The 17,512-nt window shown below is 65.7% G+C and carries 15 protein-coding genes; all 15 read right to left on the reverse strand.

Annotated elements, in window-relative coordinates; translation table 11 throughout:
• Window positions 1-45: 45 nt before the first annotated feature.
• Entirely contained in the window at window positions 46-1,833 is a 1,788-nt protein-coding gene (locus tag CFB43_RS15090; protein ID WP_089495614.1) for an acyl-CoA dehydrogenase C-terminal domain-containing protein, read from the reverse strand.
• 58 nt (window positions 1,834-1,891) lie between these two features.
• A complete protein-coding gene (locus CFB43_RS15095; RefSeq protein WP_006751498.1) occupies window positions 1,892-2,491 on the reverse strand; it encodes a TetR/AcrR family transcriptional regulator in 600 nt (199 codons plus the stop codon).
• A gap of 201 nt (window positions 2,492-2,692) precedes the next feature.
• The gene (gene clsB / locus CFB43_RS15100) at window positions 2,693-3,967 is read right to left on the reverse strand and encodes a cardiolipin synthase ClsB (RefSeq protein WP_089495615.1); all 1,275 of its coding nucleotides are present in this window, start codon (window positions 3,965-3,967) and stop codon (window positions 2,693-2,695) included.
• Entirely contained in the window at window positions 3,964-4,458 is a 495-nt protein-coding gene (nudB, locus tag CFB43_RS15105; protein WP_071335062.1) for a dihydroneopterin triphosphate diphosphatase, read from the reverse strand. Before nudB ends, clsB begins: the two co-directional genes overlap by 4 nt.
• A 159-nt stretch (window positions 4,459-4,617) precedes the next feature.
• Window positions 4,618-6,420 carry an aspartate--tRNA ligase gene (gene aspS, locus CFB43_RS15110; protein WP_089495616.1) on the reverse strand — a complete coding sequence of 601 codons (1,803 nt, stop codon included), beginning with the start codon at window positions 6,418-6,420 and terminating at the stop codon, window positions 4,618-4,620.
• Window positions 6,421-6,487: 67 nt separating this feature from the next.
• On the reverse strand, window positions 6,488-7,138 hold the full coding sequence (locus CFB43_RS15115; protein WP_069248829.1) for a DUF502 domain-containing protein: 651 nt from the start codon (window positions 7,136-7,138) through the stop codon (window positions 6,488-6,490).
• Between the two features lie 62 nt (window positions 7,139-7,200).
• The gene (locus CFB43_RS15120; protein ID WP_089495617.1) at window positions 7,201-7,539 is read right to left on the reverse strand and encodes an FmdB family zinc ribbon protein; all 339 of its coding nucleotides are present in this window, start codon (window positions 7,537-7,539) and stop codon (window positions 7,201-7,203) included.
• 95 nt (window positions 7,540-7,634) lie between these two features.
• On the reverse strand, window positions 7,635-8,261 hold the full coding sequence (locus CFB43_RS15125) for an SAM-dependent methyltransferase (RefSeq protein ID WP_089495618.1): 627 nt from the start codon (window positions 8,259-8,261) through the stop codon (window positions 7,635-7,637).
• Window positions 8,262-8,278: 17 nt separating this feature from the next.
• Window positions 8,279-9,856: a ubiquinone biosynthesis regulatory protein kinase UbiB gene (gene ubiB, locus CFB43_RS15130; protein ID WP_089456904.1), complete on the reverse strand. Its 1,578-nt coding sequence runs from the start codon at window positions 9,854-9,856 to the stop codon at window positions 8,279-8,281.
• Window positions 9,857-9,869: 13 nt separating this feature from the next.
• On the reverse strand, window positions 9,870-10,496 hold the full coding sequence (locus CFB43_RS15135; RefSeq protein ID WP_089495619.1) for a ubiquinone biosynthesis accessory factor UbiJ: 627 nt from the start codon (window positions 10,494-10,496) through the stop codon (window positions 9,870-9,872).
• Window positions 10,497-10,659: 163 nt separating this feature from the next.
• On the reverse strand, window positions 10,660-11,694 hold the full coding sequence (locus CFB43_RS15140; protein ID WP_089495620.1) for a Tim44 domain-containing protein: 1,035 nt from the start codon (window positions 11,692-11,694) through the stop codon (window positions 10,660-10,662).
• A gap of 41 nt (window positions 11,695-11,735) precedes the next feature.
• On the reverse strand, window positions 11,736-12,467 hold the full coding sequence (gene ubiE / locus CFB43_RS15145) for a bifunctional demethylmenaquinone methyltransferase/2-methoxy-6-polyprenyl-1,4-benzoquinol methylase UbiE (protein ID WP_039360112.1): 732 nt from the start codon (window positions 12,465-12,467) through the stop codon (window positions 11,736-11,738).
• A 53-nt stretch (window positions 12,468-12,520) separates the two neighbouring features.
• A complete protein-coding gene (locus CFB43_RS15150; protein ID WP_089426307.1) occupies window positions 12,521-12,934 on the reverse strand; it encodes a gamma-butyrobetaine hydroxylase-like domain-containing protein in 414 nt (137 codons plus the stop codon).
• Window positions 12,931-13,374, reverse strand: a complete 444-nt coding sequence (locus tag CFB43_RS15155) for an HIT family protein (protein ID WP_089426308.1) — start codon at window positions 13,372-13,374, stop codon at window positions 12,931-12,933. The genes CFB43_RS15150 and CFB43_RS15155 overlap by 4 nt, the downstream gene beginning before the upstream one ends.
• An 85-nt stretch (window positions 13,375-13,459) precedes the next feature.
• Window positions 13,460-17,485, reverse strand: coding sequence for a DUF3683 domain-containing protein (locus CFB43_RS15160; RefSeq protein WP_089495621.1), 4,026 nt, complete (start codon window positions 17,483-17,485; stop codon window positions 13,460-13,462).
• Window positions 17,486-17,512 lie beyond the last annotated feature (27 nt).

Below are 17,512 nucleotides of genomic sequence, written 5' to 3' on the forward strand. Positions count from 1 at the left end.
GCGTTCGGGCGGCGCGGCACGCGGCGCGCCCCGCCCGGACTCGCGTCAGAACAGCGATTCGTCGACTTCCATCAGCGTCTTCGAACCGGCGCGCGCCGCGCGGATCGTCGACGCCGTCTCGGGCAGCAAGCGCGCGAAGTAGAAGCGAGCGGTGGCGAGCTTCGACTTGTAGAACAGATCGCCCGACGCTTCCTTGTCGAGTGCGAGGCGCGCCATGCGCGCCCAGAAGTACGAGAACACCAGGTGGCCGACGGTGCGCAGGTACGGCACGGCGGCAGCGCCGACTTCGTCCGGGTTCTGCATCGCCTTCATGCCGATTTCCATCGTCAGCTTCTGCACCTTGTCGCCGATGTCGGCGAGCGGGTTGATGAACTCGGCCATTTCCGGCTTCACGCCTTCGGCTTCCGCGAATTCCGTGACGAGCTTGCCGAACTTCTTCAGCTTCGCACCCATGTCGCCGAGCACCTTGCGGCCCAGCAGGTCGAGCGACTGGATCGAGTTCGTGCCTTCGTAGATCATGTTGATCCGCGCGTCGCGCACGTACTGCTCCATGCCCCACTCGGAGATGAAGCCGTGGCCGCCGTAGATCTGCATCGCGTGGTTGGTCGACTCGAACGCGTTGTCGGTCAGGAACGCCTTGATGATCGGCGTGAGCAGCGCGACGAGGTCGGCCGCTTCCTTGCGCACCGCTTCGTCACCGTGCGACAGTTCCTTGTCGATCTGCAGCGCAGACCAGTACGTGAATGCACGCGCGCCTTCGGCGTAGGCCTTCTGCGTGAGCAGCATGCGGCGCACGTCCGGGTGCACGATGATCGGGTCGGCCGGCTTGTCCGGTGCCTTCGGGCCCGTCAGCGAGCGCATCTGCAGGCGCTCCTTCGCATAAGTGAGCGAGTTCTGGTACGCGACTTCCGTGAGGCCGAGGCCCTGCATGCCGACGCCGAGGCGCGCGGCATTCATCATCACGAACATCGCGTTCAAGCCCTTGTTCGGCTCGCCGACCATCCAGCCCTTCGCGCCGTCGAGGTTCATCACGCACGTCGAGTTGCCGTGGATGCCCATCTTGTGCTCGATCGAGCCGCACTTGATGCCGTTGCGCTCGCCCGGCTCGCCGGCTGCGTCGGGGATGAACTTCGGCACGATGAACAACGAGATCCCCTTGGTGCCTTGCGGCGCGTCCGGCAGGCGCGCGAGCACGAGGTGGATGATGTTCTTCGACATGTCGTGCTCGCCGCTCGAGATGAAGATCTTCGTGCCGCTGATCGAGTACGAGCCGTCGCCGTTGGGTTCGGCCTTGGTGCGCAGGATGCCGAGGTCGGTGCCGCAGTGCGGCTCGGTCAGGCACATCGTGCCCGTCCATTCGCCCGTCACGAGCTTCGGCAGGTAGCGCTGCTGCAGTTCCGGCGCGCCGTGTGCGTGCAGGCACTCGTAGGCGCCGTGCGACAGGCCCGGATACATCGTCCAGGCCTGGTTCGCCGAGTTCAGCATTTCGTAGAGCGCGTTGTTCACGAACGCGGGCAGGCCCTGGCCGCCGTAGTCCGGATCGCAGCCGAGCGCCGGCCAGCCGGCCTCGACGTACTGCTGGTAGGCTTCCTTGAAGCCGGTCGGGGTCTTCACGACGCCGTCGCCTTCATACGTGCAGCCTTCGCGATCGCCGACCTGGTTCAGCGGGAACAGTACCTCGGAGCAGAACTTGCCCGCTTCCTCGAGGACCTGGTTGATCGTGTCGGCGTCGAGGTCCGCATGCTTGGGCATTTGCTTGACTTCGGCTTCGACGTTCAGAAGCTCGTGCAACACGAATTGCATGTCGCGCAGCGGCGCGGCGTACTGTCCCATGACTCTCTCCAAAGGTGGGCAAAACGGCTCGAGCTCCTGGCGGGCGGATCACGCGCCGCTAACGGCTCTCGCTCTGATACGAAACAATCGTCTTTTCCAGCGCGGCCCACGTGAGGCGCACGGCGTCCGGCGAATGCAGGAAGCGTGCGTCGTGATGCAGGCCGAGCGTGAAGCTGTACAACTCGAAGAGCATCAGGTCCGGATCCGTATCCGCACGCAGATGGCCTTCTTCCTTCGCCTGCGAAATGGCACGCAGCATCGCGGCACGCCAGGCCGTCACGCTTGCGATCAACTGCTCGCGCACGGGGCTGTCGGGCCGGTCGTCGTACTCGACCGCACCGCTGATGTAGATGCATCCGGTCGTCACCTCCTGGATGCGCTTCTCCGTCCAGCGGGCCAGCATCGCCCGAAGGCGCGGCAAGCCTCGCGGCTCGCGCAGGCTCGGAAAGAACACCTCGTTTTCGAAACGATGGTGATACTCGCGGACGACCTCGACCTGCAGGTCCTCACGCGATCCGAAGTGCGCGAACACACCGCTCTTGCTCATCTGCATGCGCTCGGCCAGCAGGCCGATCGTCAGCCCCTCCAGCCCGTCACGGCTGGCGAGGTCCAAAGCAGCTTCAAGTATCGCGGCACGCGTCTGTTCGCCTTTTCGCATAGCTATTTCTGTAACCGTTCGGGGGTTCGAATAAAATCGAACGGCCGTACTATTATTGAGTGCGGCCGCTCGCGAAACAAGGAAATTATTAGAAACCGGTGTCTAACCGAGCCGCTATTTTGCGCGATTCCGGCGGGACCGGAGCGGCTTTTCCGCACGAACGTGCGGACAGATTTTTTGAAGCGAATACTTAGTCTGCGTTCAGTCGTAACCGCCGACCGTCAGCGCCTTCATCACGAGGCGGTACGTGTTGTACGCAAGCCAGTTCAGCAGCCGCTCGATGCGCGGGCGCGCGGCGTAGCGCGCGGCATCGATCTCCCAGCCTTCGGCGAACGCAGTCGCGATCGCGTCGCGCAACTGGTTCGTCACTGCATCGTAGCGCACCAGCACGACGTTCGCTTCATTGTTCAGCATCAGGCTCAGCGCGTCCAGGTTCGACGAGCCGACCGTCGCCCAGTTATCGTCGATCACGGCCACCTTGCCGTGCAGCATCGTCTTGTCGTATTCGGCCACGCGCACGCCCGCGCGCAGCAGTGCGTGATAGAGGAACGGCACGGCCGTATCGAGTGCCGCGAATTCCTTGCGGCCGATCAGGATCCGCACGTCGACGCCGCGTCGCGCAGCGCCCGTCAGCGCACGGCGCAGCTTGCGCCCCGGCATGAAGTACGGATTGGCGAGCAGGATCCGCTGGCGGGCCTGGCCGATCGCGGCGAGATACGCCTTCTCGATCGCGCGGCGGTTCACGACGTTGTCGCGCGCGACGAACGCGACGCTCGGCTCCGTCACGACCCGCAGCGCGCCGGCCTTTATCCACCGGTGGCTGCGCATCCAGCGGCGGAACATGTCGGGAAATGCTTCGCCGCCATGCAGCCCGGCCGCGTACTGCGCGTACGGCTTGTGGCCGAACTGGATCCGATGCCACTGCAACTCGAACGCGGCACGCACGTCGGACACCGCGGGCCCGGCCATCTCGACCGCGAAATCCCAGCGCGGGAACGGCAGCGTCGCGCTGCCCTGCGTGTAGTCGTCGACGATGTTGATGCCGCCGCAGAACGCGACCGCGTGATCGATCACCGCGAGCTTGCGATGCGTGCGCGAAAAGCCGAAGCGGCCGAACAGGAAGCGGTTGTAGATGCAATGCTCGACGCCGGCTTCGGCCCACGTGTCGAACAACGGCAGGCGCGCGGTGCCGATGCCGTCGGTGATCACGCGCACGCGCACGCCGCGCTGCGCCGCGCGGATCAGCGCATCCGACACCGGCCGGCCGGCCGCGTCGTCGCAGAAGATGTAGGTTTCGAGCATCACCTGCTCGCGGGCGGCATCGATCCGCTCGATCAGCGCCCGGAAGAATTCGCCACCGGTTTCGCACAGACGCACCGTGTTGCCGGCCGTGAACGCGAGTCGCGACGCGGAACCGCGTTCCTGCAGGAACATCTGCCGCAATTGCGCGAAGCGCTTGCGGGCTTCCGCCGTCATGCGGACGAGCCGTGCGGCGCGCGCGACAGTGCCACGCGCGCGGGCAGTTGCAGGATCGCCTCGGCGTTCGACGGCGAGAAACAGCGCGCGGCCGCCTCGCGGAACGGCAGCCACGCATGGTCGACATGCTCGCGCGGCGACAGCGTCACGTCGACGCGATGCGGCACGCACAGGCCGAACCAGTGCTCGACGTTGCGCGTGACGCCCGGGGCGTAGCGGTGCAGGTATTGCGGATAGATCGTGTATTCGATCTTGTGGCGCCAGTCGACGAGCGCGCTGGCCGGCACCTCCGGCGTGCCGACCGCGATGCCGGTCTCCTCGGCTACTTCGCGCGCGGCGGTGAGCGCGAGCGGCTCGTCGAGCGCATCCTTCGAGCCGGTCACCGATTGCCAGAAATCGGGCTGGTCGGCACGCTTGATCACGAGCACATCGAGGTCGGGCGTGTAGATCACGACAAGAACGGATTCGGGGATTTTCGGCGGCTTCGTCATCTTTGTTTCATGCAACACAGGGCCGCGCGCCGGGCAAAGGCTCCGAACGGGCGGCAAGTGCTGCGACTGTACCGCAAAAAACGAAAAAGGCGCATCGCTGCGCCTTTTTCATGTGCGTCGTGTGTGCACGAACGCTCACACGACCGGGGACGAAGCGCGTTACGCCTTCGGCTGTTCCGGCTGACGCAGACGGATGTGCAGTTCGCGCAGCTGACGCTCGTCGACCGGGCTCGGCGCTTGCGTGAGCAGATCCTGCGCACGCTGCGTCTTCGGGAACGCGATCACGTCGCGAATCGAATCGGCGCCGGCCATCATCGTGACGATGCGGTCGAGACCGAATGCAATACCGCCGTGCGGCGGCGCGCCGTACTGCAGCGCGTCCAGCAGGAAGCCGAACTTGAGCTGGGCTTCTTCAGCACCGATCTTCAGCGCGCGGAACACCTTGCTCTGCACTTCCTCGCGGTGGATACGCACCGAGCCGCCGCCGATTTCCCAGCCGTTCAGCACCATGTCGTAGGCCTTCGCGAGGCAACGGCCCGGATCCGTCTCGAGGTACTCGAGATGCTCGTCCTTCGGGCTCGTGAACGGGTGGTGAGCGGCGACGTAGCGCGCATCTTCGTCGTCGTATTCGAACATCGGGAAATCGACGACCCACAGCGGCTTCCAGCCGGCATGGACGAGGCCGTTCGCCTTGCCGAATTCCGAATGGCCGATCTTCAGGCGCAGTGCGCCGAGGCTGTCGTTGACGACCTTCGCGCGGTCGGCCGCGAAGAAGATGATGTCGCCGTCTTCCGCGCCGGTGCGCTCGAGGATCGCCGCGATCGATGCGTCGTGCAGGTTCTTGACGATCGGGCTCTGCAGGCCGTCACGGCCCTTCGCCTTCTCGTTGACCTTGATCCAGGCGAGGCCCTTCGCGCCGTAGATGCGCACGAATTCGGTGTAGCCGTCGATGTCGCCACGCGACAGCTCGCTGCCCTTCGGCACGCGCAGTGCCGCAACACGGCCGTCCTTCGCGTTGGCCGGCGTGCTGAACACCTTGAAGTCGACGTCCTTCATCGCGTCGGTCAGCTCGGTGAATTCGAGCTGCACGCGCAGGTCCGGCTTGTCCGAACCGAAACGCGCCATCGCTTCCGAGTACGGCATCACCGGGAATTTCGCGTCGAGTTCGACGTCGATCGTCGTCTTGAAGATGTGACGGATCATGTCTTCGAACAGGTCACGGATTTCCTGCTCGCCGAGGAACGACGTTTCGCAGTCGATCTGCGTGAATTCCGGCTGACGGTCGGCACGGAGGTCTTCGTCGCGGAAGCACTTGGTGATCTGGTAGTAACGGTCGAAGTTCGCGACCATCAGCAGCTGCTTGAACAGCTGCGGCGACTGCGGCAGTGCGAAGAACTGGCCCGCGTTCGTGCGCGACGGCACGAGATAGTCGCGCGCGCCTTCCGGCGTGCTCTTCGTCAGCATCGGCGTTTCGATGTCGATGAAGCCCTGCTCGTCAAGGTACTTGCGCGCTTCGATCGCTACGCGGTAGCGCAGGCGCAGGTTGTGCTGCATCTGCGGGCGACGCAGGTCGAGCACGCGGTGCGTGAGGCGCGTCGTTTCCGACAGGTTGTCGTCGTCGAGCTGGAACGGCGGCGTGACCGATGCGTTCAGCACGTTCAGTTCGTGGCACAGCACTTCGATCTTGCCGCTCTTCAGGCCGGCGTTGACCGTGCCGTCCGGACGGTTGCGCACGAGGCCCTTGATCTGCACGCAGAACTCGTTGCGCACGCCTTCGGCGGTCGCGAACATTTCCGCGCGATCCGGGTCGCACACCACCTGCACGAGGCCTTCACGATCGCGCAGGTCGATGAAGATCACACCGCCGTGATCGCGGCGGCGCTGCACCCAGCCGCACAGCGACACGGTTTGGCCCAGCAGGTGTTCGGTCACGAGACCGCAGTATTCAGTACGCATCGACATGATGTTTGCTTTCGTTCGGTTTGATCAACGGGCGCCGCAACGCGCGGCCCGGGCGATGATTCTTTACTTACAGCGGCGGCTCGACGGGGCGGCGTGCAGGCGCCGGAGCCGGCGCCGGGGGCGCCACCACGCCCATCGAGACGATGTACTTGAGCGCGGCATCGACCGACATGTCGAGTTCGATGACTTCGCTCTTCGGCAGCATCAGGAAGAAGCCCGACGTCGGGTTCGGTGTCGTCGGGATATAGACGCTCACGTATTCTTCCGTCAGATGATTGAGCACGTCGCCGCCCGGCGTGCCGGTCAGAAACGCGATCGTATACGAGCCGCGACGCGGGTATTCGATCAGCAGCGCCTTGCGGAACGCGTTGCCGCTGCTCGACAGCAGCGTGTCCGACACCTGCTTGACGCTCGTGTAGATCGGCCCGACGACCGGGATGTGACGCACCACGGCGTTCCACCACGTGACGAGCTTCTGGCCGATGAAGTTCTGCGTGGCCAGCCCGACGACGAAGATGAACGCGAGCGTCAGCACCGCGCCGATCCCCGGCAGATGGAAGCCGAGCATCCGCTCGGGCTGCCACGATTCGGGCAGCAGGAGCAGTGTCTGGTCCATCGTGCCGATGATGAGACCAAGCACCCACAGCGTGATCGCGAGCGGGACGAGAACCAGCAGGCCGGTCAGAAACACCGATTTCAGGGTCGTCTTTTTCATCATCTGCCGTCAATGAACCGCGCCGGCGGGCGCGGGTTGGTCGCAGCCCGGCCGGGCCGCGACGGTCAACTGCCGGCGGCGGGCGCTGCAGCCGGGGCGGGCGCGGCGCTCGTCGTCGTGCTTTCGGAACTGCTCGATGCAGCCGGCGCGGCCGCGGCGTCCGTTGCCGCAGCCGGGGCTGCGTCGCCCGACGCCGTCGCCGGTGCGCTGGTGCCGCCCGAACCGCCACGGAAATCGGTGACATACCAACCCGAACCCTTCAGCTGGAAGCCCGCGGCAGTGACCTGCTTGCGAAATGCATCCTTCCCGCATTCCGGGCACTGCGACAGCGGCGCGTCGCTCATCTTCTGGAGCACGTCCTTCGCGAAACCACACGCTTCGCATCGATAGGCGTAGATCGGCATGATATTTTTCCCGCGGAAACTGGAAACGGCTTGCAAAACCTTGAATTATAGCCGAAACCCTGCCGCGCTCCGGCAATGGCCGCGATACCCGCGCATCAGCGGCGGCGCCACGTGAGCCAGCGCTCGTTCCCTTCGAACACGGGCAGCGAATCGGTCACGGGCAAATCCTCGATCAGCTCGAAGTGCGGCGTGAGCAGCGCATCGAGTTCGGCACGCTCGATTCCGAACGGCGGCCCCTTCGGTTTCGCCATCAGGAAAAAATAGCCGGCCAGCAATCCGTCAGCAGGCAGCAGCTCGGCCATGCGCGCCGCATAGCCGGCACGCATGGCCGGCGGAAGCGCGCACAGGAACGCACGCTCGTACACCCACTGCACGTCGAACGGCGGCCGGTACGCAAAGAAATCGGCCTGCTCGACGACGCCCGCATGCGCGCCGAGCTGCACCTTCGCGGCCGCCACCGCCTGCGCGGCGAAATCGATCGCCCGCACGGGCCAGCCGGCGTCGGCCAGCCACCCGGCTTCCTGCGCACTGCCGCAGCCGGGAATCAGCACTGTGCACGGCTCGAGCCGGTGCGCGAACACGCGGAAACCCTCGGGCACGCCGCCGAATTCCCACGGCGTCACACCACGCTCGAAACGTTCGTCCCAGAACGATGCGTTGCCGGGATCGCGCGTCGCGAAATCGGCGGCTGACGGTGTAGCGGGTTGCTTCGGATCGGACATCGCCCTGCTCCTTTCGGTCATGTGCCGTACGTGAGCGCCAGCAGCACACGCGCGACGAGCGCCCCGACGCCGACGGCAAGGCCGAAGATCAGCAGCGCCTGCATCAGCCGGTTCGTCCGCTTCTGCTCGATGAGGATCTGGCGCATCAGGTCTTCGCTCGCGGCACGCGGCGCGTCATGGCGCGCGGCCATCGCGTGATGGATCAGGCGCGGCAGTTGCGGCAGCGTCTTGCTCCACTGCGGCGCCTCGACCTTGAAGCGCTCGTACCAGCCGCGCAGGCCGATCTGCTCGGTCATCCAGCGCTCGAGGTAAGGCTTCGCGGTCTTCCACAGGTCGAGCTCGGGGTCGAGCGAACGGCCGAGGCCCTCGACGTTCAGCATCGTCTTCTGCAGCAGTACGAGCTGCGGCTGAATCTCGACGTTGAAGCGGCGCGACGTCGAGAACAGCCGCATCAGCACCTGGCCCAGCGAGATGTCCTTCAGCGCGCGGTCGAAATACGGCTCGCACACCGCGCGGATCGCGCTTTCGAGTTCCTCGACGCGCGTTTCGGGCGGCACCCAGCCCGACTCGAGGTGAAGCGTCGCGACGCGGTGGTAGTCACGCTTGAAGAACGCGAGGAAGTTCTGCGCGAGGTAGTTCTTGTCGAAATCGGACAGCGCGCCGACGATCCCGAAATCGAGCGCGACGTAGCGACCGAACGTGTTCGGATCGAGGCTCACCTGGATGTTGCCGGGGTGCATGTCCGCATGGAAGAAGCCGTCGCGGAACACCTGCGTGAAGAAGATCTCGACGCCTTCGCGCGCGAGCTTCTTGATGTCGACGCCGGCCGAACGCAGCGTCTCGACCTGGCTGATCGGCACGCCGGTCATGCGCTCCATCACGAGCACCTGCGACGTCGAGAAATCCCAGAACATCTCGGGCACGAGCAGCAGGTCGAGGCCCGCGAAGTTGCGGCGCAGCTGGCTGCCGTTGGCGGCCTCGCGCATCAGGTCGAGCTCGTCGTGCAGGTACTTGTCGAATTCGGCGACGACCTCGCGCGGCTTCAGGCGCCGGCCGTCGGCCCACATGCGCTCGGTCCAGATCGCGATGTCGCGCATCAGCGCGAGGTCGGAGTCGATCACGGACAGCATGTTCGGGCGCAGCACCTTGACGGCAACGGCCTTGCCCGCGTGCTGGCCCTGCTTGAGCTTCGCGAAATGCACCTGCGCGATCGACGCGCTCGCGACCGGCTCGCGCTCGAATTCGTCGAACAGCTCGTCGACCGGCGCACCGAGCGACTTCTCGATGATCCCGATCGCGACCGCCGAATCGAACGGCGGCACCTGGTCCTGCAGCTTCGCGAGTTCGTTCGCGAAATCGACCGACAGCAAATCGCGGCGCGTCGACAGCACCTGGCCGAACTTCACGAAGATCGGGCCGAGGCTCTCGAGCGCGTGACGCAGCCGCACGGCAGGCGGATCGGAATAGCGACGGCCGATCGTCGTGATCCGCAACAGCAGCTTCACGCGCCGGTCGTCGATCCGGGACAGCATCACTTCGTCGAGACCAAAGCGGATGACGGTGTAGACAATCTTGATGAAACGGAAAATGCGCATGCCCTGCGGCCCCTCAGTGCGCGCCGCGCGGGCCGGAACCCGTGCGCGCGCCGATTTTTTGTTCGAGTCGCTCGACCCGCTTTTCGACCCGTGCGAGCGCATCGCGTGCGCGCGCCAGTTCGGCATCGAAGCCGCCGAGCGACGCGCGCCGGACGACTTGCGGGTTCTCGTCGAGCCAGTATTCGGCGACGGAATCGAGCACGTTGCGGCCGGTGCGTCGCGCGCGCGCGCCGGCGTCGCGCACGACCGTCGCGATCCGGTAGGCCGCCGCGTCGCCGACCAGCTTCGCGAGATCTTCTTCAGGTTCCCAGCGCAGGTGCTCGGTCAGCTTCGCGATCTGCGTGGCGAACTCCGCGTCGCCCTCGATCTTCACGTGCTTCATCACGGCCGCCTGGCCGCCCTGCAGGAACGCGGCGACCGTGTCGCCAGCAAGCGCGATCGACACGTCGACCTGTTGCGCATCGTGCGCGTCGACGGCCGACAGATAGCCGTCGGGCTGCACCAGCAGCGTCAGCGTAACCGGGGGCACGTCGATCCGTGCAGTCTTGCCCGAATAGGGAATCAGGCGGTCACGCGCCCACGATTCGCGGGCGAGCAGGTGATTGACAGCGGCAGCAAAAGGCTTGGCGGCAAAGGTCATCGGGCTGGGAAGGAAAAAACCCGCGCAGGCCGGGCGCCCACGCGGGTTTCTATTGTAACGTCGGATCGTCGGCAGACCGTGCCTGACCGCACACCCGGGCGGCAAGCGGTCGCAGTGCGGCGGCCGTCGCCCGGGTGCCGGCGGCGCGGGCCGCCGGTCACGCTCAGTGCGTGTTGATCTGCTGGATGCCCGCGAGCAGCCAGCCCTGACTGCCCGACTTCGACAGGTTCCACACCTCGTCGAACGGCGCGGCCGATGCATTCGCCGATTCGCGGATCAGGCCGTGGAAGCGCACGCTCGCCGACTGCTCGATGCCGCGATCCTCGATCGCGATCAGTTCCGCGTCGAGTTGCACGACGTCAGTCTGGTTCGACTCGTTACCGCGCGAATCGAGGTCGATCTTGATCTCGGCGAACATTTCCGGCGTCGTGAACTCGCGGATGTCGGCCAGGTTGCCCTGGTCCCACGCGGCCTGCAGGCGCACGAAATAGACCTTCGAGCTGCGCAGGAACGCTTCGGTGTCGAAGCCGGCCGGCACCTGGAGCGGTGCTGCCGCGGCAGCCGCTGCCGCGCCGGTGGCCGCGGCACCGCCGCCGAACACGCCTTGCGCTTCGTTCGCGTAGCTGCTGCCGCTACCCGAGTAGTTGCTGCCGGTGCCGCCCTGCTGGAACGACGGGCTTTGCGAGTAGCCGCCCGACGACGACGCCGAGCCGCCGACCGAGTAGGCCGGCTCCTGCGGACGACGGCGGTTCATGAACTTGCGGATCAGCCAGATGCCGACCGCCGCGAGCAGCGCGATCACGATGACGTTCGCCATCATGCTCGCGAATGCGCCGCCCAGGCCGAAGTGCGACAGCAGCGCCGCGATGCCGAGACCGGCCGCGAGGCCGGCGATCGGCCCGAGCCAGCGCGAGCGGTTAGGCTGCGCAGCCGGTGCGGGTGCGGCCGGATTCGCACGCTGCGCCTGCGACGGCGCGGCCTGCTGCATCGGCTGCTGCGCGGGCGGCGTGGCCTGGCGCTGCGTAACGGTGGAGTTCTGGCGGCCGATGCTGCGCCCGCCGCCCATGCGCTTGGCTTCGGCGTCGAGCGATGCGAACGTGCCGGCCGTGAGCAGGCCGACCATCAGCAGCGTGCCGACCCGTCGAGCCCACGGCTTCGACGGCTTGCTACGGTTGAACAACGAACGCGATTCGAACATCAGTTTCTCCGGATGTAAGACAAATGTATGGAAAGAGCCCCTTAATACTTGGCTCCCATGTGTAAAGCTACCACGCCACCTGACAAATTGTAATATTTGACGGCGTCGAGGCCCGCTTGTTCCATCATCGTCTTCAGTGTGTCCTGATCGGGGTGCATCCGGATAGATTCGGCAAGATACCGGTAACTTTCAGCATCTTTCGCGAACTTGTCGCCAAGCCACGGTAATACTTTGAAAGAATACAGATCGTACGCTTTTTTCAGCGGATCCCAGACTTTCGAGAATTCCAGCACCATCACGCGGCCGCCGGGTTTCGTCACACGGCGCATCTCGGCCAGCGCGGCATCCTTGTGCGTCATGTTGCGCAGCCCGAACGCGACCGTGACCACATCGAAGTAGTTGTCCGGAAAGGGAATTTTCTCCGCGTCGCACAGCAGCGACGGCGTCACGATGCCCTTGTCGAGCAGCCGGTCACGGCCGACGCGCAGCATCGATTCGTTGATGTCCGTGTGCCAGACCTCGCCGGTCGGCCCGGCCGCCTTCGCGAACGACCGGGTCAGGTCGCCGGTGCCGGCCGCAAGGTCGAGTACCTTGAAGCCGGGGCGCACGTTCGCCTGCGCGATCGTGAACGCCTTCCACGCGCGGTGCATGCCCGCCGACATCAGGTCGTTCATCAGATCGTAGTTGCTCGCGACCGAATGGAACACACCCGCCACTTTCTTCGCCTTTTCGTTTTCCTCGACGCTTTCGAAGCCGAAGTGGGTTTTGCTCATCGCGTTGATCCTCAGTAAATGGCAAGACGGCGCCGAGCGGGCGCCGTCGAATTTCAGTGGCAGTGGCCGTGCGACGCGTTCGCCGCCGGCATCGGGGCATCGCGCTCGACGCCCGCCGCCTTCAGTTTGTCGAAATAGTCGCGCCACAGCGCGTCCTGCTGCGTGGCCAGCTCGTACAGCAGGTCCCACGAGTAGATACCGGTCGAATGGCCGTCGGAGAACGTCGGCTGCAGCGCGTAGTGGCCGACGCCCTCGAGCGCGGTGATCGTCACTTCGCGCTTGCCCGTCTGCAGCGTCTCCTGGCCGGGCCCGTGGCCGCGCACCTCGGCCGACGGCGAATACACGCGCATCAGCTCGAACGGAATCCGGAAACTGTCGCCGTTCGGGTACTGCAATTCGAGCACGCGCGATACCGCGTGCACGACGACGCCGGACGGAATCGGCGTCGTGGAAGTCAAACCGCTCATGGCTGCCTCGAATCGGTCATGCGTTGAATTTCCTCGCGCACCGCATTGTGCAGCAGCGAGGCCTGCGCTGCGCGCGAGCGCAGCAGCGCCTCGGACACGCTGCGCTGGCGCGGCGCCCATACGGGCTGCGGGAAGTGTGCGTCGTTGGAAAAGCGCGGGATCACGTGCCAGTGCACGTGCGGCACCATGTTGCCGAGGCTCGCGAGATTCACCTTGTTCGGCTGCATCACGCGGCGCACGGCCCGCTCGACCGCGTAGACCACGCGCATCAGGTGTGCCCGCTCCGGTTCGCCGAGATCGGAGAATTCGGCCACGTGCGCGCCCCAGATTACCCGGCAGAAGCCCGGGTAGTCGTGCTCGCCCGTCGCGAGGACGACACGCACCGCATCGTCCTGCCAGAGCACTTCGCCGCCGTCTTCACGGCAAAACACGCATTCCATCGTCGCTCCCATGTGGACGGGCGCCGGCATTGCTGCGCCGGCGCCCGCTCATTCCTGGCCCGGTCGGGCGGTCGTCATGCCCGCATTAGACCAGCACGCGCTCGATCCCGCCATTGTTCGCACGTGCGACATAATCGGCCATCCAGTTCTCGCCGAGCACCTGGCGCGCGATTTCGACCACGATGTAGTCGGCTTCGAGGTTCGCGTCCTCGCTGTAGCGCGACAGGCCCTGCAGGCACGACGGGCAGCTCGTCAGGATCTTCACGTCCGGGCCGTTCGCGGCCGCGGCGGCCGACCCGGGCGCGTTGCCGGCCACGACCGGGATGCTGCGCAGCTTCGCGGCCCCCTTGCGGATCTCCTCTTCCTTGCGGAAGCGGACCTGCGTCGAAATGTCCGGGCGCGTGACCGCGAGCGTGCCCGATTCGCCGCAGCAGCGATCGTTCTTCTCGATCTTGTAGCCGTCCTTCTCGGCGCCCATCAGCTCGTTGACGAGCTTCACCGGGTCCATCGTCTTGATCGGCGTGTGGCACGGGTCGTGATACATGTAGCGCGTGCCCGTCACGCCATCGAGCTTCATCCCCTTCTCGAGCAGGAACTCGTGGATGTCGATGATCCGGCAGCCCGGGAAGATCTTGTCGAATTCGTAGCCGGCGAGCTGGTCATAGCAGGTGCCGCACGACACGACCACCGTCTTGATGTCGAGGTAGTTCAGCGTGTTCGCGACCCGGTGGAACAGCACGCGGTTGTCGGTGACGATCTTCTCGGCCTTGTCGTACTGGCCCGAGCCGCGCTGCGGATAGCCGCAGCACAGGTAGCCCGGCGGCAACACCGTCTGCACGCCGGCTTCCCACAGCATCGCCTGCGTGGCCAGCCCGACCTGCGAGAACAGGCGCTCGGAGCCGCAGCCCGGGAAGTAGAACACCGCTTCCGAATCGACGGTGGTCGACTTCGGATTGCGGATGATCGGCACGATCTTGTTGTCCTCGATGTCGAGCAGCGCGCGCGCCGTCTTCTTCGGCAGGTTGCCCGGCATCTTCTTGTTGACGAAGTGGATCACCTGCTCGACCACGGGCGGCTTGCCGACCGTCGCCGGCGGGTGCTGCGTCTGCTTCGTCACGACCTTCTTCAGCATGTCGTTCGCGAAGCGCTGCACCTTGTAGCCGGCGCCCATCATCACGCTGCGCGCGACGTTGATCGTCTGCGGATTGGTCGCGTTCAGGAAGAACATGCCCGCCGCATTGCCGGCGTTGAACTTCTTCTTGCCCATCTTGCGCAACAGGTTGCGCATGTTCATCGTGACGTCGCCGAAGTCGATCTTCACCGGGCACGGCGTCGCGCACTTGTGGCACACCGTGCAGTGGTCGGCCACGTCGTTGAACTCGTCCCAGTGCTTGATCGACACGCCGCGGCGGGTCTGCTCCTCGTACAGGAACGCCTCGACCAGCAGCGAGGTTGCGAGGATCTTGTTGCGCGGGCTGTACAGCAGGTTCGCGCGCGGCACGTGCGTCGCGCACACCGGCTTGCATTTGCCGCAGCGCAGGCAGTCCTTCACCGAATCGGCGATCGCGCCGATGTCGGACTGCTTCATGATCAGCGACTCGTACCCCATCAGCCCGAAGCTCGGCGTATACGCGTTGCGCAGATCGGCGCCTTCGAGCAGTTTGCCTTTGTTGAAGCGGCCGTTCGGGTCGACGCGCTGCTTGTACGCGCGGAATTCGGCGATCTCGTCGTCGGTCAGGAACTCGAGCTTCGTGATGCCGATGCCGTGCTCGCCGGAAATCACGCCGTCGAGCGAACGCGCGAGCGTCATGATGCGTGCGACCGCCGCGTGGGCGTCCTGCAGCATCTCGTAGTTGTCGGAGTTGACCGGCAGGTTGGTGTGGACGTTGCCGTCGCCCGCGTGCATGTGCAGCGCGACGAACACGCGGCCGCGCAGCACCTGCTTGTGGATCGCCTGCGCCTCGTCGAGGATCTGCTTGAACGCGCCGCCGTTGAAGATCGCGCGTAGTTCGGCGCGGATCTCCTGCTTCCACGAGATGCGGACCGTGCGGTCCTGCGTGATGTGGAACACGGTCGCGCCCGGCTGATCGTCCGCGCGATCGGCGAACTTCTCGGCAAGCGCCTCGTAGCCGAGCTGCACGAGGTAGTGCTGCGCCTCGCGCAGCGGCTGGTCGAGCCGGTCGCGCACGAATTCCCAGCGGGCACGCACGCGCTTGAGCAGCTCCAGCGCCTGCTGGACCCGGTCTTCGAGCAGTTCGGCGCTCGGGATCTCGTTCGCGTCGTCGGTCTTGCCGAGCGGCAGGTTGCCGGCACGGAAAAACGCTTCCAGCGCGTCGACGAGCTGCAGCTTGTTCTTCAGCGACAGCTCGATGTTGATCCGCTCGATGCCGTCGGTGTACTCGCCCATCCGGTTCAGCGGGATCACGACGTCTTCGTTGATCTTGAACGCGTTCGTGTGCTTCGCGATCGCGGCCGTGCGGCTGCGGTCGAGCCAGAAGCGCTTGCGCGCCTCCGCGCTGACCGCGACGAAGCCTTCGCCGCTCTTGCCGTTCGCCATCCGGATCACCTCGGACGTGGCGTGCGCGACCGCATCGGCATCGTCGCCGACGATGTCGCCGATCAGCACCATCTTGGGGAACGCATTGCGCTTGCTCTTGGTCGCGTAGCCGACCGCGCGCAGGTAGCGCTCGTCGAGGTGCTCGAGGCCCGCGAGGATCGCGCCGCCCTGCTTCGACGTTTCGAACAGGTAATCCTTGATCTCGACGATGCTCGGGATCGCCTCGCGCGCCTGGCCGAAGAATTCGAGGCAGACGGTGCGCGTGTGCGCGGGCATCTTGTGCAGCACCCAGCGCGCGGACGTGATGAGCCCGTCGCAGCCTTCCTTCTGCACGCCCGGCAGGCCGGCGAGGAACTTGTCGGTCACGTCCTTGCCGAGCCCTTCCTTGCGGAACCGGCGGCCTTCGATCTCGAGCATCTCGCTCTTCAGCAGCTTCTCGCCCGGCGCGTAGGCGCCGTCGAACCACTTCAGCTCGAAACGCGCGACCGCGATGTCGTGGATCTTGCCCTGGTTGTGCTCGTGGCGCGTGACTTCGAGCCAGTTGCCGTCCGGATCGACCATCCGCCACCAGGCCAGGTTGTCGAGCGCGGTGCCCCACAGCACGGCTTTCTTGCCGCCCGCGTTCATCGCGACGTTGCCGCCGATGCACGATGCGTCGAGCGAGGTCGGATCGACCGCGAACACGTAGCCGGCCGCTTCCGCCGCCTCGGTCACGCGGCGCGTGACGACGCCCGCGCCGGAGAAGATCGTCGGCACCTTGTGCGCGACACCCGGCAGCTCGGTCAGCTCGACCGCGCCGAGTTGTTCGAGCTTTTCGGTGTTGATGACGGCGGAGAACGGCGTGAGCGGCACCGCGCCGCCCGTGTAGCCAGTGCCGCCGCCACGCGGGATCACGGTCAGGCCGAGCTCGAAGCAGGCCTTGATGAGGCCGGCGATCTCGGCTTCGCTATCGGGGGTCAGCACGACGAACGGGTATTCGACACGCCAGTCGGTCGCGTCGGTCACGTGCGACACGCGCGACAGCCCGTCGAAACGGATGTTGTCCTTCTGCGTGCAGCGGCCGAGCGCTTTCGTTGCGCGGCGGCGCAGGTCGGCCATCTTCTCGAATTCGTCGGCGAACTCGTTGACCGCCCGCTGCGCGGCGGTTTCGAGCATCTCGACGCGCGACGCACGTTCGCGGCCCGCGTCGTCGCGGTGCTCGGTGAGGTCCGCGCTGCGGCGCTTGCCGATTTCGGTGAGGCGGTGGTTCAGCGCCTCGATCAGCAGCGCGCGGCGCTTCGGGTTGTCGAGCAGGTCGTCCTGCAGGTACGGGTTGCGGCGCACGACCCAGATGTCGCCGAGCACTTCATACAGCATCCGTGCCGAGCGGCCCGTACGGCGCTCGGCGCGCAGTTCGTCGAGCACCGACCACGCCTCTTCGCCGAGCAGGCGGATCACGATCTCGCGATCCGAGAAGGACGTGTAGTTGTAGGGAATCTCGCGCAATCGGGGCGCGGGGTCGGCGGCGACGGCGGCGGCCGCGCCATGCGGATCGAAAACTTGTGGTGCGTTCATGTTCGGACGACTCGGAGGGCCGATACA

Origin of the sequence: Burkholderia sp. AU15512 (assembly GCF_002223325.1) — a bacterium.
GTDB lineage: Bacteria > Pseudomonadota > Gammaproteobacteria > Burkholderiales > Burkholderiaceae > Burkholderia.

Coding starts and splice junctions, on each gene's coding strand:
- CFB43_RS15090 (WP_089495614.1), bottom strand. CDS start 1,833: ATGGGACAGTACGCCGCGCCGCTGCGCGACATGCAATTCGTGTTGCAC.
- CFB43_RS15095 (WP_006751498.1), bottom strand. CDS start 2,491: ATGCGAAAAGGCGAACAGACGCGTGCCGCGATACTTGAAGCTGCTTTG.
- clsB (WP_089495615.1), bottom strand. CDS start 3,967: ATGACGGCGGAAGCCCGCAAGCGCTTCGCGCAATTGCGGCAGATGTTC.
- nudB (WP_071335062.1), bottom strand. CDS start 4,458: ATGACGAAGCCGCCGAAAATCCCCGAATCCGTTCTTGTCGTGATCTAC.
- aspS (WP_089495616.1), bottom strand. CDS start 6,420: ATGTCGATGCGTACTGAATACTGCGGTCTCGTGACCGAACACCTGCTG.
- CFB43_RS15115 (WP_069248829.1), bottom strand. CDS start 7,138: ATGATGAAAAAGACGACCCTGAAATCGGTGTTTCTGACCGGCCTGCTG.
- CFB43_RS15120 (WP_089495617.1), bottom strand. CDS start 7,539: ATGCCGATCTACGCCTATCGATGCGAAGCGTGTGGTTTCGCGAAGGAC.
- CFB43_RS15125 (WP_089495618.1), bottom strand. CDS start 8,261: ATGTCCGATCCGAAGCAACCCGCTACACCGTCAGCCGCCGATTTCGCG.
- ubiB (WP_089456904.1), bottom strand. CDS start 9,856: ATGCGCATTTTCCGTTTCATCAAGATTGTCTACACCGTCATCCGCTTT.
- CFB43_RS15135 (WP_089495619.1), bottom strand. CDS start 10,496: ATGACCTTTGCCGCCAAGCCTTTTGCTGCCGCTGTCAATCACCTGCTC.
- CFB43_RS15140 (WP_089495620.1), bottom strand. CDS start 11,694: ATGTTCGAATCGCGTTCGTTGTTCAACCGTAGCAAGCCGTCGAAGCCG.
- ubiE (WP_039360112.1), bottom strand. CDS start 12,467: ATGAGCAAAACCCACTTCGGCTTCGAAAGCGTCGAGGAAAACGAAAAG.
- CFB43_RS15150 (WP_089426307.1), bottom strand. CDS start 12,934: ATGAGCGGTTTGACTTCCACGACGCCGATTCCGTCCGGCGTCGTCGTG.
- CFB43_RS15155 (WP_089426308.1), bottom strand. CDS start 13,374: ATGGAATGCGTGTTTTGCCGTGAAGACGGCGGCGAAGTGCTCTGGCAG.
- CFB43_RS15160 (WP_089495621.1), bottom strand. CDS start 17,485: ATGAACGCACCACAAGTTTTCGATCCGCATGGCGCGGCCGCCGCCGTC.